This window comes from Actinomadura alba, assembly GCF_014323705.1.
Classification (GTDB): Bacteria; Actinomycetota; Actinomycetes; order Streptosporangiales; family Streptosporangiaceae; genus Actinomadura_C; species Actinomadura_C alba.
Map to the genome: position 1 here is coordinate 58,360 of NZ_JABVEC010000020.1, position 20,409 is coordinate 78,768.

18 protein-coding genes and 1 pseudogene are annotated in these 20,409 nt (G+C 68.7%); 9 read left to right on the top strand and 10 right to left on the bottom strand.

The genetic code is table 11. From position 1 onward, the window contains the following. Nucleotides 1-17 precede the first annotated feature (17 nt). The 3 genes from HKK74_RS24540 to HKK74_RS24550 form a co-directional block, all read right to left on the bottom strand. Nucleotides 18-332, bottom strand: a complete 315-nt coding sequence (locus tag HKK74_RS24540; RefSeq protein WP_222722688.1) for a neutral/alkaline non-lysosomal ceramidase C-terminal domain-containing protein — start codon at nt 330-332, stop codon at nt 18-20. 74 nt (nt 333-406) lie between these two features. Continuing rightward, a complete protein-coding gene (locus tag HKK74_RS24545; RefSeq protein ID WP_312881721.1) occupies nt 407-1,888 on the bottom strand; it encodes a flavin monoamine oxidase family protein in 1,482 nt (493 codons plus the stop codon). Then, nucleotides 1,885-3,036, bottom strand: a complete 1,152-nt coding sequence (locus HKK74_RS24550; protein WP_187245693.1) for a flavin-containing monooxygenase — start codon at nt 3,034-3,036, stop codon at nt 1,885-1,887. Before HKK74_RS24550 ends, HKK74_RS24545 begins: the two co-directional genes overlap by 4 nt. 85 nt (nt 3,037-3,121) lie before the next feature. On the opposite strand from HKK74_RS24550, the gene HKK74_RS24555 reads away from it, so the two are divergent. Beyond that, on the top strand, nt 3,122-3,790 hold the full coding sequence (locus HKK74_RS24555; protein ID WP_187245694.1) for a TetR/AcrR family transcriptional regulator: 669 nt from the start codon (nt 3,122-3,124) through the stop codon (nt 3,788-3,790). 395 nt (nt 3,791-4,185) lie between these two features. Continuing rightward, a complete protein-coding gene (locus tag HKK74_RS24560) occupies nt 4,186-5,313 on the top strand; it encodes a YncE family protein (RefSeq protein ID WP_222722689.1) in 1,128 nt (375 codons plus the stop codon). Between the two features lie 174 nt (nt 5,314-5,487). On the opposite strand, the gene HKK74_RS24565 is transcribed toward HKK74_RS24560, so the two are convergent. Next, nucleotides 5,488-6,921, bottom strand: coding sequence for an FAD-binding oxidoreductase (locus tag HKK74_RS24565; RefSeq protein WP_187245696.1), 1,434 nt, complete (start codon nt 6,919-6,921; stop codon nt 5,488-5,490). A 629-nt stretch (nt 6,922-7,550) separates the two neighbouring features. Here HKK74_RS24565 and HKK74_RS24570 point away from each other — a divergent pair. Continuing rightward, a pseudogene (locus HKK74_RS24570) lies at nt 7,551-7,877 on the top strand (Imm21 family immunity protein); the annotation flags it as partial. Nucleotides 7,878-8,030: 153 nt separating this feature from the next. On the opposite strand, the gene HKK74_RS24575 reads toward HKK74_RS24570, so the two are convergent. Next, nucleotides 8,031-8,825 carry an SGNH/GDSL hydrolase family protein gene (locus tag HKK74_RS24575; RefSeq protein ID WP_187245697.1) on the bottom strand — a complete coding sequence of 265 codons (795 nt, stop codon included), beginning with the start codon at nt 8,823-8,825 and terminating at the stop codon, nt 8,031-8,033. Between the two features lie 368 nt (nt 8,826-9,193). Continuing rightward, on the bottom strand, nt 9,194-9,397 hold the full coding sequence (locus HKK74_RS41985) for a VOC family protein (protein WP_187245698.1): 204 nt from the start codon (nt 9,395-9,397) through the stop codon (nt 9,194-9,196). Nucleotides 9,398-9,514: 117 nt separating this feature from the next. On the opposite strand from HKK74_RS41985, the gene HKK74_RS24585 reads away from it, so the two are divergent. Further along, entirely contained in the window at nt 9,515-10,000 is a 486-nt protein-coding gene (locus HKK74_RS24585; protein WP_222722691.1) for an NUDIX domain-containing protein, read from the top strand. Nucleotides 10,001-10,008: 8 nt separating this feature from the next. On the opposite strand, the gene HKK74_RS24590 is transcribed toward HKK74_RS24585, so the two are convergent. Then, the gene (locus tag HKK74_RS24590) at nt 10,009-10,359 is read right to left on the bottom strand and encodes a Clp protease N-terminal domain-containing protein (RefSeq protein ID WP_187245700.1); all 351 of its coding nucleotides are present in this window, start codon (nt 10,357-10,359) and stop codon (nt 10,009-10,011) included. 56 nt (nt 10,360-10,415) lie between these two features. On the opposite strand from HKK74_RS24590, the gene HKK74_RS24595 reads away from it, so the two are divergent. Together HKK74_RS24595 and HKK74_RS24600 are read left to right on the top strand one after the other, a co-directional pair. Further along, on the top strand, nt 10,416-11,648 hold the full coding sequence (locus tag HKK74_RS24595) for an RNA polymerase sigma factor (protein ID WP_312881722.1): 1,233 nt from the start codon (nt 10,416-10,418) through the stop codon (nt 11,646-11,648). 472 nt (nt 11,649-12,120) lie between these two features. Further along, nucleotides 12,121-13,644, top strand: coding sequence for a glucoamylase family protein (locus HKK74_RS24600; protein ID WP_187245701.1), 1,524 nt, complete (start codon nt 12,121-12,123; stop codon nt 13,642-13,644). 516 nt (nt 13,645-14,160) lie between these two features. Here the strand turns inward: HKK74_RS24600 and HKK74_RS24605 are convergent. The 3 genes from HKK74_RS24605 to HKK74_RS24615 form a co-directional block, all read right to left on the bottom strand. Next, on the bottom strand, nt 14,161-14,484 hold the full coding sequence (locus tag HKK74_RS24605; RefSeq protein WP_187245702.1) for a glycosyltransferase: 324 nt from the start codon (nt 14,482-14,484) through the stop codon (nt 14,161-14,163). A 796-nt stretch (nt 14,485-15,280) separates the two neighbouring features. Further along, nucleotides 15,281-16,327: a sensor histidine kinase gene (locus HKK74_RS24610; RefSeq protein ID WP_187245703.1), complete on the bottom strand. Its 1,047-nt coding sequence runs from the start codon at nt 16,325-16,327 to the stop codon at nt 15,281-15,283. Beyond that, nucleotides 16,324-16,986 carry a response regulator transcription factor gene (locus HKK74_RS24615; protein ID WP_187245704.1) on the bottom strand — a complete coding sequence of 221 codons (663 nt, stop codon included), beginning with the start codon at nt 16,984-16,986 and terminating at the stop codon, nt 16,324-16,326. The genes HKK74_RS24610 and HKK74_RS24615 overlap by 4 nt, the downstream gene beginning before the upstream one ends. An 86-nt stretch (nt 16,987-17,072) precedes the next feature. On the opposite strand from HKK74_RS24615, the gene HKK74_RS24620 reads away from it, so the two are divergent. The 3 genes from HKK74_RS24620 to HKK74_RS24630 are packed head-to-tail and all read left to right on the top strand — an operon-like array spanning nt 17,073 to nt 20,211. Further along, complete coding sequence (locus HKK74_RS24620) at nt 17,073-17,990, top strand: ABC transporter ATP-binding protein (RefSeq protein ID WP_187245705.1); 918 nt, start codon at nt 17,073-17,075, stop codon at nt 17,988-17,990. Continuing rightward, nucleotides 17,987-19,498 carry an ABC transporter permease subunit gene (locus HKK74_RS41560; RefSeq protein WP_187245706.1) on the top strand — a complete coding sequence of 504 codons (1,512 nt, stop codon included), beginning with the start codon at nt 17,987-17,989 and terminating at the stop codon, nt 19,496-19,498. The genes HKK74_RS24620 and HKK74_RS41560 overlap by 4 nt, the downstream gene beginning before the upstream one ends. Next, on the top strand, nt 19,495-20,211 hold the full coding sequence (locus tag HKK74_RS24630) for an ABC transporter permease (RefSeq protein ID WP_187245707.1): 717 nt from the start codon (nt 19,495-19,497) through the stop codon (nt 20,209-20,211). The genes HKK74_RS41560 and HKK74_RS24630 overlap by 4 nt, the downstream gene beginning before the upstream one ends. Nucleotides 20,212-20,409 lie beyond the last annotated feature (198 nt).

Here is a 20,409-nt window from a genome sequence, read left to right on the forward strand (position 1 = left end):
CATGAGGAATGGCATCCTCAGCTCCTGACGGTGAACGTGCGGGTCACGCCGGTGAACGGGGCGATCCGGCCGAGCGGGTCCTTGGCGTCGCCGTGGTAGCGAATCCGGTAGCGACCGGTGGCGACGTCGTCGGGGATGTCCCAGGTGATGGTGATCGTTGATGCGGCTATCCCGTCGCGCGCCCAGCGGAACGTGGTCGACCAGTCGCCGTCGTCGGCGATGCGGTGCCATGTGGAGCCGTCCCAGAACTGCACGTCGAGGTAGGTCGAGTTCTGGTGCAGGTCGTTGCCCGGGAGCACGGCGACCGTCGCCGTGAGCCGACCCTTGCGCATGGAGGGACGCGGCCGGCCGACGCGCGGCATGCGGCGCAGTCGATGTCGATCCCGGAGTGGCGGGGTGGGGGGCCTCACGCCAGTACCTCCGAGGCCGCGCGTCGGCCGGCGCTGACCGCGCCGTCCATGTAGCCGGACCAGTAGGTCGCGGTTTCCGTACCGGCCCAGTGCACCAGGCCGTGCGGTGTCCGGATAGTAGAGCCGTCGCCGTAGACGGTGCCGACGCCCGCGATCGCGACCGGACCGCCGAGCGACCACCGTTCATGCGTCCAGTCATGCTCGACGTAGTCGCTCGGGCTCAGCGCCTGGGGGCCAAAGGCGGTCGCGAAGGCCCGCAGCACCGCGTTACGGCGCTCGCCGGCGGGACGGTTGCCCCAGTCCCTCCAGGTGGCGCCTCCGACGAAGGCCATCAGCACACCGACGCCGGCGTCGGGTGGGCTGTTGTCGAAGCTGACCCGGACCGGGCCGCTGTCCTGCACGCTCATCCCGGACAGTCCCGCGGCGCGCCAGAACGGTGTCGGGTAGACCGCGTCGACCTTCATCAGGGCGCCCATCGACATCCGCTGCAGCAGCTGCATCTGGATCGGTGGCGGCAGGGGGTCCCACTCGATCGCCAGGGCGAGCGGCGGCGGCACCGCGACGATGGCGCGGGACGCGGTCACCTGCCCACGATCGCTGGTCACCACGACCCGGGAGCCGGTCTGCGCGATCCGCCGGACCGGCGCCCGCAGCGCCACGATGTCGCCCAGCCGGTCGGCCAGCCGCAGCGGGATCAGCTGCGAGCCGCCGACGAACCGTGAGTCCTGCGCACCCCCGGACGTGCCGGCGGACCGCTCGAACGTGCCGGGATTGTCCTTGTCGCCCGCGGTGGCGATGTACCAGAGGAAGAACAGCAGGGACACGTCCCGCGCGTTCCCGCCCACCAGCGGTTCCAGGTAGGACCTGAGCAGGTTGGCGGTGGCGGGGTTGACGGTGTTGGCCTCGATCCAGTCGTGCAGCGACGTGGCATCCCATGCGGCGGCCTTCGGTGCCTTCCACGGTGCGTCCACGGGCACGTCCCGTGACATCTGGTCGATCTTCAGTTGCAGTGCGGCGGCATCGGGCAGGATCGCCGGATCAGGGGGGACCGTCCCGGTGTAGCGGGTCGTGGTGCCGCCCGCGACGTAGACGTTCTGTCCCTGGTCGTAGGCCTTGAACGTGGCAACGCCCAACTCCTCGGCCAGGGCGAGAACGTGGTTTTGGGTCGGGCCGACGTACGCCCCGCCGAGCTCCACCACCGAGCCGTTCGCGAGCTTGTGGTTGAGGACGCGGCCGCCTACTCGGTCGCGCGCCTCGAGCAGCAGCACCGAACGGCCCGCCCGGGCGACCTCGCGGGCGGCCACGAGCCCGGAGATGCCGCCGCCTACCACCACGACGTCCACGGTGGAGGGCAGGCGGCCGGCGGGGGCGGCCGATGCCGTACCGGAGGAGATGGGCACCGTGCCGCCCACGGCGATCGCGCCGGTCCCGGCCAGACCGCCGAGCAGGCGGCGGCGGGTGAACGTGGGCGGGATCACGGTGTCCTCCTCGTGAGGCTGCGCCTCAGTGCCGCCGCGATCCGGCGAGCGTCGATGGCAATTTCGCGGAACATGCCGCTGGCCGGATTCGTGTAGCCGAGGAAGTGCAGGTGGGGGGCCGCGTGGTGGGTTCGTGCGCCATGCGCGAGCGGGAGTCCCAAGCCGTCGAGTACGCCGAGATGCCCGACCAGCGGCTCCAGTCCGCGCCGGTACCCGGTGGCGACCACGACCACGTCGGGGTCGATCGCGGTGCCGTCCACGAGGCACACCTTCGCACCGTCGAACCCGATCAGCGCCGGGACCGGCTCCACCCGGCCGGCGAGGATCGCGTCGACCACCCCGACGTCGAGCACCGGGATCTCGCCTCGGGCCGCCCTGCTGTACACGCCCGGACCCGGATCGGGCAGGCCCTTGTGGTGCAGGCGAGGTACTGACATCTTGCGCACCGGCTCGGCGAGTCGATCGGCGACGACCGCCGGGACATGCCGCAGCAGCACAGCGGTGAGCTGGGTTGGAATCCCGAACTGGGAGCGGCGCAGGATGTACGGCGGCGTGCGGAAGGCAAGCCGCACCCTGGAGGCGCCGTGCTCGGCCAGGTCGACCGCGATCTCCGCACCGGTGTTGCCGGCCCCGACGACCAGCACGTCCCGCCCGCGGTACGGTCCGCCGTTACGGTAGTCCCTGGCATGCAGCAGTTGTCCGGTGAAGTGCTCACGGCCCGGCCAGTTCGGCTGCAGCGGGCTGTGGTTGTACCCCGTCGCCACCACCACCGCCGTGGCCCGTACGTCGCCGGTCGGCGAGCGCAGCGTCCAGCCGCGGTCATCGCGTTCGACCCGGTCCACCCGTACGCCGGTACGGACCTCGAGCTCGTGGTGGGCGGCGTAACGCTCCAGGTAGCGGATCACGCCGTCCCGTGACACCCACGGGCCTTCCTGCCGTGGGATGCGGTAGCCGGGTAGGTGGGACAGCCACCGTACGGTGTGCAGGTGCAGCCGATCGTAATGACCGCGCCAGCTCGCCGCCAGTTCGGTTTCGCGTTCGAGGACCATGCTGGGCACCCCGCGAGCTCGGAGTGCGGCCGCGGTCGCCAGCCCGGCGGGCCCCGCGCCGATCACGGCTACCGGGTGGCGCACTGAGTCGTCGGCCATCGGGATTCCTCGCAAGGCCATACGGATGGCGAGTGGGTGGGTAAAAGTGAACCCGAGTCAGATTCATCATTTGTACACTCGTCACGTGGCAGCGGCAAGGGGCAATACGGGGGTGCGCCGGGCGCCGGTGCAGCGCCGCAGCAAGGAACGCGTCCAGCGGATCCTCGACGCGGCATCGGACCTGATCGTTGAGCGCGGCGTGAGCGCCTTGGGCACCCGGACGATCGCGGAACGGGCGAGTGTTCCGGTCGCCTCGCTGTATCAGTACTTCGCGGACAAGGACGACATCCTCCTAGCGCTCGTGGAGCGGGACACCGCCGAGATGGACGCGGCAGTGGCAGCGGCGGTGGGCGCGCTGGAGACCGTCTCTGTGCGGATGACGGTGACCGCGACCATGCGGGCGTTCGTGACGATCTATCATCAGCGGCCCGCTTTCGTGGTGATCTGGTGGCGAGGCCGGACCAGTCGTGCGGTGTACGACTTCTGCCGCGTGCACAACAAGCAGATCGCAGCCGACCTCTTCACCTTCGCGCAGGACATGGGGCTGGTGCGGCCCGACACCGATCCGCAGGTCGCCGAGCTCGCGGTGGAGGTCGGCGATCGGGTGTTCCAGCTGGCGTTCGAAAACGATCTGCGCGGCGACCAGCGGATCATCGCCGAAGGCATCGAGCTGGTCACCGGTTACCTGGAGCGCTACGCGACCCCAGCCGGGATCGCCGGGATCTCTCGGCTCGGACAGGACGATCCCGCGTAAGCCGGACAGCGGTGACACGCCGGTGAAGTCAATGCGGCCTCGATCCGTCCGCATAGCGCTGAGGCTCATTTCCGCTAACGGAGTCTTGCGAGGAGCACTACTCCTCGTTACCCTCCAGTAGCCAAAACGGATCTAGAACACGTTCCAGGTTGTGCGATTACTGGCCGTCACGGTGTCCCGCACGACGATGACCGACTCGCTCGAAAGGCAGGACGATGTCCTTCTCCAGAACCAGTCGTTCACGGCGGACCGCCCTTGCGAGCGCCCCCCGGTGCCGTAGGTCCCCACGAATCCTTGGCAGCATCGCCGCAGCCCTCACGCTCGTCGCAGTTCCCGGCACGGCGTCCGCGGCCGCCGTACCCCAAAGCGGCGCCGGCCTGCGGGAGGTGTTGTTCGTGGGCAACAACTGGGACGGCACGGCCGACGTCATCAAGTCCACCGGTGACTTCGCCAAGATCGGCCGCCTCAATGTCATCCCGGACAAGGACCAGCGCCTCGCGGAGATCTACAGCGACCCGGTGAAGCTCGGCTATTTCCTGGGCATTCGGCAGACCGTCGGCGAGGGACACGACCAGTTCGTCGACGACATGTACTCCACCCCCGACGGATCGGCCGTCGTCGTCTCCCGCCCCAGCTTCGCCGACGTGGTCTCGATCGACCTGGCCACAGGAAAGATCAACTGGCGCTTCCCCGTCTCGGGTTACCGCTCAGACCACATGGCGGTCTCGCCGGACGGGCAGCGCGTCGCGGTGTCGGCCTCCACCTCGAACACCGTCCACGTCCTGGACATCAAGACCGGCCGGGAAGCCGGTTCGTTCAAGACCGGCGACAAGCCCCACGAGAACGTCTTCACAGACGGCGGCACGTACATCTGGAACATGTCGATCGGCGACGTCAACACGCCCCTCGACGCCCCGGAGCTGGACGCGACGAAGGGCGACCGCCGCATCACCATCGTCGACGCGAGCACCTTCACACAGGTCAAGGTCATCGACATGCGCGACCGGCTCGACGCCTTCGGCCGTCAGGACATGTCCGACGCGGTCCGGCCGGTCGCCTTCACGCCCGACGAGTCCAAGCTCTACTTCCAGGTCTCGTTCTTCAACGGATTCTTCGAGTACGACGTCGCCTCCGACAAGATCACCCGGATGAAGACGCTCCCGAAGAACCCCGCCACCAGCGAGGACCGTACAACCTGGGTCAACGACTCCCGACACCACGGCATATCGATGAGCCCCCGGGGCGACAAACTGTGCATCGCCGGAACGATGGACGACTACACGACGGTCGTCGACCGGGCCTCGCTCCGGGAGGGGCCGCTGGTGTCGGTCTCCAAGCCCTACTGGGCGACCGTGAGCGGTGACGGGAAGTCCTGCGTCATCTCCGAGAGCGGCGCGGACCAGGTCACTGCGATCAGCTTCGCAACCGGCAGAAAGGTCGTGTCCGTGCCGGTCGGTGACCACCCGCAGCGCGTGCGCCTCGGCCACGTGGCGGCGAACTGGACCGGCTCGGCCGCGGGCTGATCGAGCTGGACGGGATCGCCCGCCGGCGACGAAGGACCTCTGACATCCGGCTTGCTGCCGTCACCCGCGGTTTCCTAGCCGCAGTACCCACCCCGGATCTTGGCGTGGACTGGAGCGACTTCCACCACCGGCCCTCTCGGATGTCCGTCAAACGAAATAAGGCCGCAGAATGGTTCAGTTCGCGACGGCTGGGGGGACGTTCTGGTTGAGTCGAAAGAGGTTATCGGGATCCCAGGCCCGCTTGATTTCGGCCAGCCGGTCGTAGTTGTCGCCGTAGGCTCTGCGGACCCCCTCGGGCCCCTCGTCGGCGAGGTGGTTGACCTCCACGCCAGTCGCCCATGACCGTGTCGCCGCCCATAGCTGGTCAGCCCAGTCGATGTGCCTCTGCGGGTTCTCGTCGTCCGCCGACCAGGCCGCCCCGATTTCCAGACAGTAGGACGCTTCCCGGTGCCGGAAGGCGGTAGCGTCGGCCGCGACTCCGGCCACGGCACCACCCATCGGCAGTAGAAGCACACCGTTCTCCGGCGAGCTCAGCCTACCGCCGAAATCAATCACGGCTTCGATCAGTTCCTCGGTTATCGGACCGCCCAGATGAGAGCGCATGTGATAGGGCGTGGACTGCCCCTGTGCGTCGAACATGTGCTGGAGGACCTCGAACGAGGTCGGTTCGACCAGGTCGGCGAACGGCTTGCCGAAACCACGCACCGGCGCGAGCTCACGCTCCCCATCAGAGATGGGTCCGACGTAACACGTCGCCAGCGCAAGCACAGGCTTTCCGTGCAGTTCCTGGGGAACGAACGGCGCCGGCGGAGCGGCGAGGATCGCAGGCGCCACATTGACCTCATCGGGAGCGCTCTGGCCGTACTGGGCGAGGAAGCGGAGCACCTCAGCGGCGTCGTCCAACCGGTGCATGACCAGCCCGCCGAGCACCCGGTCGACCGGGTGCAGGCGCAAGGTGAACTCGAGGACGACCCCGAGATTGCCGCCGCCCCCGCGCAGGCCCCAGTACAGGTCCTGTTTCTCGTCGGCACTCGCCCGGACGATCTCCCCCGAAGCGGTGAGGACGTCGGCAGCGACGAGGTTGTCGCAGGCAAGCCCGAAGACCCGCGCAAACCACCCGTTGCCCCCTCCAAGTGCCAGCCCGGCGACACCAACATCGGCTACGTGCCCACCGACTGGCACGAGGCCGTGATGCGCGGTCGCCGCGGTGAGATCACCCCACCGAACACCGGGGCCGACCTTGGCCGTCCGCTGCTCCACGTCGACGATGATCTGCTTCATCGGGCCCAGGTCCAGGACCAGCCCGCCCTCGGTCGTCGAGAAGCCGGGGAAGCTGTGCCCGCCGCCGCGGACGGCGACTTCGAGGCCGGTATCACGTGCGACCGCCAGTGCCGAGACGGCATCGTCCCGGGTTCGGCAGCGTGCGATGGCAACGGGTTTGCGGTCGATCAGCTGGTTCCAAACGCGGCGGGCCGATTCGTAGCCGGCGGCCTCGGGCAGGATTACCTCGCCACCGAAGCCTTCAGCCAACGTGCGTAGCGCATTCTCAGATTTCACGTCCCCTCCAATACTTGAGCACACAGGGTTAAAAACCACTCGAATGGCCATCGCGATATTAGGGATTTCCGCGTCGGTGAGGAGAGGGACTTGTAGTCCTGAGCGGGGCGGCTGGGAGCCACGAAGCCGAGTTCGACCATGAATCTTCTCCGGAAGGAGTGCCTTGGGGTAGGACCGTCCACGAGGACATCGCTGTGGATCAGCTTGTCGTTCCGCCGAAGCTGTCAGTGTTGCTGTCACTCAAGATCGAATGCCCCGTCCTTGATCGGGGGCGAACTGCCGACCTTCCGCTTTCAGGCGGACCGAGTGCCCTCGTGGCGGTGGGACGCACCGAGGTCAGCGGTGGTCCACGACTGTCGTCGTGCGCTCATGGTGGCTGACGTTGTCGTCACCGTTGTCGTCAGGTCTCGCGCTATCTCAGCCCTGGTCACTCGGTGGTAAGTCTCGACGAAAGAGGGGATGCGGCAGCGATCGCCCCACCGGCCAGTACTGGCGCGACCTCTCCCTAAAGGCTGTCCCGTAACCGCTGGTTGTTGCGGGTATTGAGCTGTTCCTGGTCGTAGGCTGCCCATGTGCCCCGGCCAGGCATTGTCAGTGGCCGAGGGCACACTGGCGGCATGAGGGTCTCCTGGTCCATGGCAGCCGATGCTTCCCATACCTCTCCTGTCTGGGTGGCATCGATGGGCGGCCCGTTGGCCGTTGTCCCTGTTTCCGTACTGGCCGCATGGGGCGGCTGCACGGAACCAGGAATGGTCGTGGGAGACGCAACCGCTCTGGACGACTACGACCGGGCCTGTGCGGTGGAGGACCTGGCCGGGGTGATCACCGTGGGCGAGGACGGCGCGCAGGCGCTGGTGTTGGCGGACGAGCCCGCCACCAGTTGCTACCTGCCCGAGCACCGGGCCTTTCTGCGCTGGCTCGCCGCCGACTCCGCAGCCGGGCTGAAGGCCGCGGCTGAGACCGTGCTCGCGGATCCCACCGCCGAGTGGGAGGAATGCGGCGTCTGGGTGACGGTCGGCCAGCCCTGGCGTAACTCCGAACCCGGCTGCATGCCTGAATGGACAATTGAGCGGGCGGAACCCATCGTTCCGCCCGCTCGTCCTCGTCAAGCGCCGTATTCCGATGAAGGGTCAGCGAACACCGAAAGGATTCGGCAATGGTCAGCCGACCGAGTTCAGCGCCGCGAAGTATCCATAGCGCTGGCCCGTGGCGGTCGGGTGATAAGATTCGTTGATCGGATAGGTGACCGAGTTCAGCCATCCCTGGGCGCTGCACAATTCGTGCCCGTTGAACTCGTCACGTACGCCGGAGAGGACGAATGCCGCCCGTGAGACCGCGCTCGCGATGACGCCATCGAGCACATCCGCCGCACCGTTGAGGGCGCTCCGCTTGGTGTTGCTGAGCCCGGCACAGAAGCTCGGATTGGGGATGTAGAGCCGGGGGTAGTCGAGCACGATGACGCGCGCCGTCGCAGCCCTGCTCCGGATGGCGCCGTACAGTGAGTCGAGCCGACCGGGGAGTTGGTTCCGCATGAAGGTCTTCGCGTTCTCGACCGCGGCGATGCACTCGGAGTCGGAGCCGAGCACGCAGGTCTCCATGACACTGGAGAATCCGGCGTCATTGCCACCGATCGTGAGGGTCACTCGCGTGGTGCTGGAACTGACAGCGCTGAGCTGGCTGTTCATCACGGTCGTGGTCGTCGCGCCGGAACAGGCGACGAATTTGAACGATGTGGGCGCGTTGGCGTTCGCCCACAGCTTCGGATAGGCATTGTTACTGCGCTTACAGTCGCCGCTCGCGGAGTCGTAGCTCCCCGCACCCAGGCCGGACGCGTACGAATCACCGAGTGCCACGTAGTTCACGGTGGCGGCGGATGCGGGTTGGGCGGTGGCGGCGATGCCGACGATGAGGGTTAGTGCAGAAGCGGCAAGCGCGATAGGGCGGGGGACGCGCATCAGCCCTCCAAGGGGGGAATTGGAGTGTACCGACTTACTTATACACTGAAATTCCACACTGGGGAGTAGCTGACTTGTTTGACGATTTTGGCATTGTTTGCCATTGACACGGCAGGCGATTTATGTTGCTTCTGCAGTCAACCGGGGCCGCACTTGCGGTCGAACGTACTTGCAGGAATTAATTACGGCAATCAAATTCTGACTTTCCGGCAGTCGGCCGTCGCGGGTCAGCGCTCGACCAGGCAGATCCCAGGGTTCGTGCGGGCTGACGCCTTGCAGCCACGCCAAAATGCGGGGCAGAACCGCAAGAAAGGGCAGCCGCTGGCCGTCGTCGTCCGGCAGAGGCTGTGTTGCACCGCAAAGATGGCTTATGACGGCCCGGCTGCTTCGGTGCGAGCATTGAATACCAGTTCCCAAAGGTGCCCGTCGGGGTCACTGAAGTAACCTATGCATGACCCGTCGTAGTCATCGGCGGGTCGGGAAACCGATCCTCCTGCTGTCTCGGCACGCACGAGAATGTCATCCACCTCTTCCTTACTGCCCATCGCACACGAAATGGTGCACGCACCCATGACAGTCACATACCGGGAGGATCGGCGATGTCCTCGACAGAACCACGCAGCCTGATCAGGGATCTCGTCAGTGAGGTTCGCCCCTTTGACGAGCGGGAAGCCGAGGACCAGCGGTGGATGCTCGACTGGATCGACTCAGGCGCGCAACTATTCCGGCTGGAAAAGCCGGCGAACCCGCCGCAGCATCTCGTCATCTACGCCGCATTGATCGACCAGGGATCCCATTCCGTCATGCTCGTCGACCACGCTAAGGCGAAGGCGTGGCTGATGCCCGGCGGTCATGTGGATCCGGACGAGGATCCCCGCCGGGCGGTCGTACGGGAACTGCGGGAAGAGCTCGACATCGCCCCGCCCTTTCACCCTGTGACGGGCAGCGACCCGCTATTCCTGACGGTCACCCAGACGAGGGGCGCTGACTCGCACACAGACGTCACCCTTTGGTTCGTCTTCCAGGCGGATCAGCGGACGCCGATCAGTCCTGATCCTGTGGAGTTCTCTGCGGTCCAGTGGTTCCGGCTGGATCGCTCTGGCTGGGCAACCGACCAGTTCGATCCCGGCATGGCGCGCTTCGTCGCCAAGCTGTCACAACTGCTGGACAGGTGATCACTGTGTCATCCGGTGCGCAGGCCGCGTGATTCGGCGCGCAGGATCTCCACGGCGGTCTGGACGCAATTGCCGCAGATCCAGACGCCGGGGCCGGCGACGAGAGGGCCGAGGTCCTTGCAGCCGCAGAACGAGCAGGCCCGGTCGGTGCCCTTGGCCCTGCCGATGCGGCGGTGGCGGCGTTGGACCGGGGCGATCCATTCCTCGAGTGCCTTCTTGATGTGGTCGGGGTCGACGCCGAGGTCGTTGAGAACGCGGCGTGCCGAGGAGCCGGGGTCGAGGGCGAGGCAGAAGAGCAGGTGTTCTGTTCGGATCTGGGACTGCCCGCGCCGGGCGGCCGATCTCGACGTGGCGCTCAAGCTGGCCGCCGAGGGGTCGAAGGCGTGCAACCGGAGGTCGAGGTGCGGCCGTTTCTGTGAGCGTGGTCGATGTCCGGGAGGCGATCACCCGCGCGCACCATGAGGAGTGGGCGCGGGTGGTCGCCTCCCTGACCAGGCGTTTCGGTGATCTCGACATCGCCGAGGAGGCGGCGGCCGAGGCGTTCGCGACCGCTGTCGGGCGGTGGCCGGCTGACGGCGTGCCCCCCAACCCCGGCGCCTGGCTGACCACCACCGCCAACCGCAAGGCCATCGACCGGATTCGGCGTGAGAACAAGCGTGACGACAAGCACAAGGAGGCTCAGCTGTTGTACGACGACGACCCGCCCGAGCCCCTCGACGCCATCGATGATGAGCGGCTCCGGCTGATCTTCACCTGCTGTCACCCGGCGCTGGCGATGCAGACCCGCGTGGCGCTGACGCTGCGCATGGTCGCCGGTCTGACCGTGCCCGAGATCGCCCGTGCCTTCCTGGTGCAGGAGAGCGCCATGGGGCAGCGGATCACCCGCGCGAAGGCCAAGATCAAAGCGACTCGCATCCCCTACCGGGTGCCGTCCGCCGAGGATCTTCCGGACCGCGTCTCCGGCGTACTCGCCGTCCTGTTCTTCGTCTTCAACGAGGGCTACCTGGCGACCGGCCCCGACACCGATCCCGTACGTCACGACCTGACCGCCGAAGCGATCCGGCTCACCCGCCTGATCCGTGCCCTCATGCCACAAGACGGTGAGGTGGCCGGGCTGCTGGCGCTGATGCTCCTCACCGAAGCCCGCCGCACCGCCCGCGTTTCGGCAAGCGGCGAACTGGTCACCCTCGACGAACAGGACCGTGGGACCTGGGACGCGGCGCTGATCACCGCGGGCCACCGGCTGGTACGCGAACGCCTGGCCACCGGGGCGGCCCCGGGTCGCTACCAGATCCTCGCAGCGATCAACGCCGTGCACACCTGCGCCCGCGACGTACGCGACACCGACTGGTCGCAAGTCGTCGCCCTCTACGACCAGCTCACCCACCTCGACCCCTCGCCGATCATCGCCCTCAACCGGGCCATCGCAGTCGCCGAACTCGCCGGCCCGCAGGTCGCACTGGCAGCCGTCGACCATCTCGAGGACAAATTGGCCGGCTATCACGCCTACCACGCGACCCGCGCCGACCTACTCCGCCGACTGGGCCGCAGCCAGCAGTCACGCACGGCCTACGACAAAGCCATCGAACTGGCAGGCAACACCGCCGAGACCGCCTCCCTGACACGCCGCCGCAACCAGCTGGGGTAACGCCCCGCGAATCCCGATCGAAATCCGGCCGTTTACTTGTCCGCGAAGTTCGACCAATGCTTCCGCGACCTTGGCGAAGGCGGCAAGGTCGAGGGATACGCCCGCAGGTCCCTGAACATGGACGGACGCTACGTACACGGTAAGGCGTTCAACCAGACGCTCCTCGCGGTCTCACACGCTGTCCAGCGCGGCGGCCTTATTGGGCCTTGACGAAAACAAACGAGTCCCGTTTACTTTGGGCGATTTGGGTGATTTCGGGCCGTTACCGGGTTTACGAGCCGGAATCAAAGGTGGGGGCGCCCTCGGGCCGCGGTCCACAAGCGGGAGAGACGAATGGGATGAACAAGACAAAGAGGTCGCACGGCGGCGCTTGAGCAGGCGGCCTGCACGACACCTTCCAGGTCGCCTCGAATTAAGTGCGGCACGGCGGTAGAAGCCCGCAGATCAAGCGCCCGTCCCCAAGAGAGGGCTCATGAAGATCACATCTCTACGTCACATCGTCAGCCTGGCGGGTTTCGCCGCGCTGCTCCTCCTGCTCATGCCTGCGGTGCAGGCGCCGGCGACGGCCGCGGTGGGGTCGGCGAAGCCCACGGCGGCGACGCTGGACCGCTACGCGCGTGACACGTGGGCGTCCTTCGTCGCCATGACGGACGCCAAGACCGGCCTGCCGACCGACAGGCTTCGCGACGACGGCACGCGCAGCCGCCAGACCTCGACGACCAACATCGGCGCCTACATGTGGAGTGCGGTCGCCGCCGAGCGGCTCGGCATCATCAGTCACGCCGAAACCGTCGCCCGTATGTCGAAGACGATCAGCACGCTGGAGCGGATGGAGCGCCACCAGCCCAGCGGCCAGTTCTACAACTGGTACGACTACAGCACGGGAACGAAGCTCACCACCTGGCCGCCCAGCGGCGCGCCCCTCACCCCGATCCTCTCGTCGGTGGACAACGGGTGGCTGGCCACCGGCCTGCGGATCCTGCGCAACAGCGTCCCAGAGCTCGCCTCCCGCGCCGAGGCGATCTACGACTCCATGAATTTCGGTTTCTACTACCGCCCGGACGTCAACCGGATCCTCTTCCACTACGAGCCCGACACGGGAAAGTCGGCGTGCTGCTACGACACGATCGTCAGCGAGAGCCGGATCGCCAGCTACATCGGCATCGCGAAGGGCGAACTGCCGCCCAAGGAGTACTACGGCGCCTGGCGTAGTTTCCCGGACACCTGTGACTGGAGCTGGCAGGAGACCCGCCCGATCGGCGTCTGGCGCAGGTACCTCGGCGTGGACGTCTTCGAGGGCGCTTACCCGTATGCCGGCATGCGCGTGACGCCGTCCTGGGGCGGCAGCATGTTCGAAGCCCTGATGCCATCGCTGTTCGTGCCCGAGGAGCAGTGGGCACCGCGCAGCTGGGGAATCAACCATCCGCTCACCATCGACGCGCATATCTACCACGGGCAGCACGAGGCGCGGTACGGCTATTGGGGCTTCTCGCCCGCGAACGTTCCCGAGGTTCCCGCAGGCTCTGTCGAGGGCGACTACTCCGCGTACGGGGTCGACGCCATTGGGATGGACCCGAACGGCTACCCGTCAAACAAGGACAGGACACTTGTCGACCATGGCTTCTCCGGCTGCCCCGGGCGGCCGGCGCAGCCTGATCCCTCGCCGAGCGCGTACACCAACGGCGTCGTGACACCGCACGCCGTCTTCCTGGCGCTGCGCAACCGTCCAGCCGAGACCATCTCCAATCTGACGAAGCTCATGCAGAACACTCGTGTCTATACAAAGTGGGGGTTCGCGGACTCAGTGAACGTCGAAACCGGCGCGGTCTCGCCCTTCTACCTCTCGCTCGACCAGGGCATGATCATGGCCGCGATCGGCAACGCGCTCGGAGACGACGTGCTCCGCAAGGCGTTCGCCACCCCGGACATGAAGCGCGTCCTCCGCCCCGTGATCGGCATCGAGCAATTCGGCGCGAGCGCGCGCCCCACGTCATGAGCGGGCCTCGCAGCTATACCGGCGTCTGCCGCTGACAAGGAGATCGCCAGGCACTGCCGCCGCCTGAACCGGCGGCGGCAGTGCCGCCCCAGGCGCTCACGTTCGGCTCCTCTGGCGCGTTATGCGCTCAAGGGCCGTTGCGTACAGGTGGAGCGGAGTGCTGAAGCGGTCGATGAGGCCCGGCAGCGGTGGCAACTTATCCACGTAGGTCATCAACCGATCGCCGACCGAAATCGCGTCCACAGGTCGTCGCGCCGGCTCCTTGGCCAGGAGTTCGATGACGAGCCCCTCAAGTCCGGCAGGTACGTCCGCGCGAGTCCGGGTCACCGGCACGGGCGGCTCCGACCGGTGCCGAGCAATCTCGGTCATCGGATCGACAGAGGCGAAGACCCGCTCATTGGATGAGGCCCCGAGGGTGCTGGGCTGGGGTGAGCCCGCGGTGGCCCAGGCCAAGGCGGCTGCCCGGGTCGCCGAGGAAGTGTGGGGGCTGGCAGTCGGTTCGCCGGAACCACCCGGTTATGTGGACTGATCCGTGACATGACCCGTGCGGTAGTGGGCAGGCCCGGTGCGCATCGTCCAAGGCGCGATGTCGCACAGGAAGCGGTGGACGATGCGGTCGTAGTCGTAGGTGGCGGCCAGGTGTCGGCCTGCCGCACGGAGCCGGGCCCGGTCGGCGGTGTCGGCAGCCAGTGCCCGGGCGAGCGCGTCGGCCAAAGATGCGGGGTCGGCCGGGCGGGCGGAGTAGCCGGTCTGATCGGTGACGAGTTCGGCCAGGCCGCCAGCGGTGGTGGCGATGACGGGGCGTTCCACAGGGATCAGCAGCGTTGATCCGTGTGGCATTCTCTGCCGCGTGCCGGCAACCGCCCGCCCCCATGCAAGTACATCCGGGCCGCCCCCTACCGGATTCAGGCCGGGGGTCACCAGCCATGGACAGGGCGCTGCCGGTGAGGTAGGCGCGGATGCCCTCGGCGGGGTATTCGATGGTGTTTGACGGTAGGACTGTCGGGTCGGTCCACAGGGGCTTGCCGCACCTGCACGGCGCGGAATTCGGCATCGTGCGTCGCGGAGTCAGGCAGCAGGATGTTGACGCCCTCGCTGGCGACCATGGCGCGACTGGTTCAGTGAACTTGTGGGGCTGGTGGGAAGTGGGTGGCTACGCTGGCGGGATGGCTGACCACGGATTAGTGACCGAGACGCAGTTGGATCTAGACGCTGTCCTGGCCGTCGGCTGGGCCGATCCGGGGGACTTCTCACCGGAGTAATTCGCGCGGGCCGAGACATTCTGGGAGTCGCGGCGTCGGCAGGACGAGCGGTTGCTGGCGACCCGCGATAAGGCGGCACAGCAGATCCAGGAGTGGACCGGTCGTACGCCGCGTGACGTCGGGTCGCTGGGGTCCAGACCAACCTCGAGACCAGTGATTTGGACTTGGGAATCGGGTATCCGGCGGCTGAGCGGAACCTGCTCGTTGACGCTCTTGGCCCGCACGCGACCTTCAAGGTGAGCGGAAAACCAGGTTCAACACCACGCCGGTCCGCCGGCGGACCGGGCCGCGGCGGGTCCGCCTCAGACATGGACCCGGATTACACCGCTACCGAGTCTTCGCGTGAGTCGTCCTGACCCACGTCCTGGCGATCTTCAGGGAAACGTGACCGCGATGTCCAGCCCCCCGCCCGACCGGGCCCGTGCGACCAGCGCCGCGCCGTGCGCGTCGGCGATCGCCCGGACGATCGCCAGGCCTAGACCGTGCCCTTCGCCATGCCGGATCCGCCGGCCGTGAAGCTGCTGGAACGGCTCGAACAGCCGGTCGACCTCCTCTGGCGGAACGACCGGGCCCGAGTTGCGGACAACGATCCGGGCCCCGCCCTCGACGGTCGCGGTCGCCACCTCGACCCCGCCGCACGGCACGTTGTACCGCAACGCGTTGTCGACCAGGTTCGCCACCAGGCTCTCTACCAGCCGCGGATCCCCCGATGCCGGCGCCGCTTCGAGCGCCGTCTCGACCGTCACACCAGCGGACTGGCGGGACAGCAGGACCCCTCGGGTGACTTCGGCCAGGTCGAACGGCTCTCGCCGCTCCACCCCCTGCTCGCCGCTGGCCAGGGTGAGCAGCGCCTCAATCAGCCGCTCCTGCACCGCGCCCAGCGCGAGCACCTCCCGGCATGCGGCCCGCAGCGACTCGACCGTCGCGTCCGGGTCGGCGAGGGCGACCTGCAGCAGGGTCCGCTCCGCGGTGAGCGGCGTGCGCAGCTCGTGCGACGCGTTCGCCACGAAGTGCCGCTGTGATGCGAACGCCGCCTCCAGGCGCTCGAACAGCTCGTCGAGGGTTACCGCCAGCTCGGCGAACTCGTCGGTACGCCCGGTGGGCTCCAGCCTGCGGTGCAGGTTGCTCGCCGAGATATCCTGCGCAGTCGCTGTGATCGTGCGCAGCGGCCGCAGGAACCGGCCCGCCACCAGCCAGCCCAGCCCGATCGACACCAACACCAGCGCGGCCAGGGACACCGACCAGGTGACGAACGGGAACTGCGCCACCTGGGCCGGCTCCGGCGCGGGCACGGTGCCGGCCGGCTCGGTCTCGTTGAATCCGAGCAGCGGCACGGTCAGTAGCGCCGCGCCCGATACGAAGAACGGGCCGGCGTAGAGCAGCATGAGCTGCGTGCGCAGCGTCCGCCGGCGGAGGATCATGGCTCGCCGATCCGGTAGCCGCCCTCACGTACCGTGTGCACCACTGGGGGATCGCCGAGCTTGGCCCGCAGCCGGCGGATCGTCGTCTTCACCGCCGTGGTGAAGGGGTCTGCGGCCTCGTCCCACACCCGCTCCAGCAGCTCCTCCGTCGGCACCGGCCGCCCGGCCGCGGCTAGCAGGCACTCCAGCACCGCGAACTCCTTCGGGCTGAGGTCCAGCCGCCGCCCGCCCCGCGACGCGACCCGCCGGCCGGCGTCGAGGGTCAGGTCCGCGCATTCCAGCACCGGCGGTACCAGCGTGGTGGGGCGGCGGGCCAGCGCGCGGATCCGGGCGACCAGCTCGGCGAAGTCGAACGGCTTCGGCAGGTAGTCGTCGGCGCCCAGGCCCAGCCCGTCGACCCGGTCCTTGACCGTACTCGACGCGGTCAGCATGAGGACCCGGCTACCTTGGTGCGCGGCGACGATCCGCCGGCACACGTCGTCGCCGTGCGTGCCGGGCAGGTCCCGGTCGAGCACCACCACGTCGTACCGTGTGACGGCCAGGTGTTCCAGCGCGTCGTCGCCGTCGAGGACCACGTCGACCGCCATCCCCTCGCGGCGCAGCCCGGTCCCGATCGTGCGGGCCAGAATCTCGAAGTCCTCCACCACCAGCACGCGCATCCCACAACGATGCCAGGTCGACGGTGGCATCCAGGTGTCGTCCGGCGGCACCGGGCTGACACCACCGCCCGCGTAGAACCTGACCCATGATTACTGTGAACGGACTACGGAAACGGTTCGGCGCGACCAGCGCCCTCGACGGGATGACGTTCACCGTCCGACCCGGGCAGGTCACCGGCTTCGTCGGGCCGAATGGCGCCGGCAAGTCGACCACCATGCGGGTCGTCCTCGACCTCGACGCCGCCGACGCCGGCGAGGCCCTCGTCGCCGGGCGGCCGTACCGCACCCTCCGCAACCCGCTGCGGCACATCGGCTCGCTCCTCGACGCCGCCGCCCTGCAGCCCGGCCGCACCGCCCGCAACCACCTCCTGTGGCTCGCCCACTCCCAGGGTCTCGGCGCGCGCCGGGTCGACGAGGTCCTCGACCAGGCGGGGCTGCTGTCCGTCGCCCGACGCCGGGCCGGCGGGTTCTCGCTCGGCATGCGGCAGCGGCTCGGGATCGCCGCCGCGCTGCTCGGCGACCCGCCGGCGCTCATGCTCGACGAGCCGTTCAACGGCATGGACCCCGAAGGCATCATCTGGATGCGCCGCTTCCTGCGGGCCCTCGCTGCGGAGGGGCGCGCGGTCCTGGTGTCCAGCCACCTGATGAGCGAACTGCAGGACACCGCCGACCACGTGGTGGTGGCCGGCCGCGGGAAGGTCATCGCCGACGCGAGCGTCGCCGAACTGCTGGCGACCGTGTCGGGCGGCCGGATCACGGTGCGTTCTTCCACGGCGGATGCGGCAGTGGTACTGGCTGAGGCCGGCGCGTCCGTCACGCCCGCCGGCGACGGCACGCTCACCGTCGCCGGCCTGCCCGCCGAGACGGTCGTCGCGCTGCTCAACCGCCACGGCGTGCCGTTCTCCGAGCTTGCCGCCCACCGGGCGACGCTGGAGGACGCCTACCTGGAGCTCACCCGCGACTCCGTCGAGTACCGCGCCGCGACCCCGGGGGAGGTGCGGTGAACGCGTTCGCGAAGACGCTACGCGCCGAATGGACGAAGTTCCGCACCGTACGCGGCTGGGTGATCGGCACCGTCACCGCTGCCGGGGTCATCATGGCGCTCGGGCTCCTGCCGGGCCTGCAGGGCTCCTGCGGGAAGCACGGCCCCGGCTCCGAGTGCGTGCTGCCGGTCGGCCCCGGCGGCGAGGAGGTCACCGACAGCTTCGCATTCGTCCACCAGCCGCTCGCCGGGGACGGCAGCATCACCGTGCGGGTCACCGCACTGACCGGCCTGCTGCCGGGCCCGAACCCGGACGAGCCACGGCCCGGCGTCGTGCCGTGGGCCAAGGCCGGCCTCATCGTCAAGGCCGGCACCGGTCAGGGCTCCAGCTACGCCGCGGTCATGGTCACCGGTGACCATGGAGTGCGGATGCAGCACGACTACACCCACGACATCGCCGGCAGCCCCAGCGCCGTCACCGCCACCGCGCCGCGCTGGCTGCGGCTCACCCGCACCGGCGACACCGTCACCGGCGCCGAGTCCGTCGACGGCAGCAGCTGGACCACCGTTGGCATCGCCCGGCCGGCCGGCCTGCCGGCGACCGTCGAGGTCGGGCTGTTCGTCACGTCCCCGCAGTACGCCGAGGAGGTCAACGAATCGCTGATGTCCGGCGCCATGGGCGGACCGAGCCAGGCGACCGGCACCTTCGATCACCTCGCGCCGCAGGGCGGCTGGACCGGCGCGGCCTGGCAACGCGACAGCATCGGCGCGTCCAGCAACGGGCCGGCGATCCGCGACAGCGGCTTCGTGCGGGACGGCGACGTCTTCCGAGTGACCGGCTCCGGCGACATCGCCCCGGCCGTGCCCGGCGCCGCCGGCACCGGCGCGTCCGTCACCCAGACGCTCGTCGGCACCTTCGTCGGCCTGATCGTCGTGGTCGTCGTCGGCGCCATGTTCGTCACTGCGGAGTACCGTCGCGGGCTCATCAGAACGACCCTCACCGCCAGCCCCGGCCGGATCCGAGTGCTCGCCGCGAAGGCGGTCGTCGTCGGCGCCGTCACGTTCGCGGCCGGCCTCATCGCGGCGGCCGTCGTGGTCGTCCTCGGGCAGCGGGTGCTGCGCAGCAACGGCGTGTACGTCCACCCGGCGTCGACGCCGGCCGAGCTGCGGATCGTGGCGGGCACCGCCGCCCTGCTCGCCGTCGCCGCGATCCTGGCGCTCGGCCTCGGCTCGCTGCTGCGGCGCAGCGTCACCGCCGTCACCACCGCTGTCGTCGTGATCGTCCTGCCGTACCTGCTCGCCATGACGGTCCTGCCAACCGACGCGGCGCAGTGGCTGCTGCGGGTCAGCCCGGCGGCGGCGTTCGCGCTGCAGCAGGCGGCCCCGGAGTACCCGCAGGTGGCGAACCTCTATACGCCGCCCAACGGGTATTTCCCGCTCCCGCCCTGGGCCGGGTTCGCAGTCCTTGCCGGGTGGACCGCCCTCGCCCTCGGCGCCGCCGCGGTGATGCTCCGCCGGAGGGACGCATGACGTTCGCGCTGCACGCCGAGTGGACCAAGCTGCGCACGTCGCCGGGCACCCTGGCGCTACTCGTCGTCGTCGTCGCCGGCACGGTCGGGGTCAGCGCGGCCGCGGCCGCCTGCTCAGGGCCGGGCTGCGGCGCCGACCTGCCGAAGCTGAGCCTCACCGGGGTGCAACTCGGTCAGGCGGTCGTGGCGATCCTCGCGGTACTGGTGATGGGGAACGAATACAGCAGCGGCATGGTCAAAGTCACGCTCACCGCCGTGCCACGCCGGAGCCGGGTCCTGGCCGCCAAGGCGGTGGTCGTCGCCGCCGTCGTAGCGGTCGCGGCGGCCGTCGCCGTCGCCGGGTCTCTCATCGTGGGCCGGCTCCTACTGCCCACCCACGACCTGGTCCTGCGCCCGGCCGTCGGCTCGGTGCTGTACTTGGTCCTCGTCGGCCTGCTGAGCCTCGGCACCGCCACTGCGGTCCGCAACCCGGCCGCCGCGATCAGCGTCGTCCTCACCCTCCTGTACGCCTTGCCGATCGTCACCGGCGTGGTCACCGACCCGGCGTGGCAGAAGCACCTGCAGCAGATCGGGCCGGCGAGCGCTGGGCTGGCGGCGCAGGCCACAACCGGCGATCTTGTCATCGGTCCCTGGAAAGGCCTCGGCGTCCTAGCGCTGTGGGCGTTTGGGGCGCTGCTGGCCGGCGGCGCGGTCCTCAAACGCCGTGACGCCTGAACGGCGGTGCGTCTTCGCTCGCCGAGCCGCATGACCGGTGGCTCCCAGACGCCTCTCTGATCCGGACTAGCCCTACGTACGCCGCGGGCCGACCGGAGCGCGTTCGGCCAGCCCGCCTGCCCATTCCACCCGGCCGCGTGCGTCTGGCGACCCGCGGCATGTGGCGCGCATTCGTAGGAGATCACCAATCGGACGGCT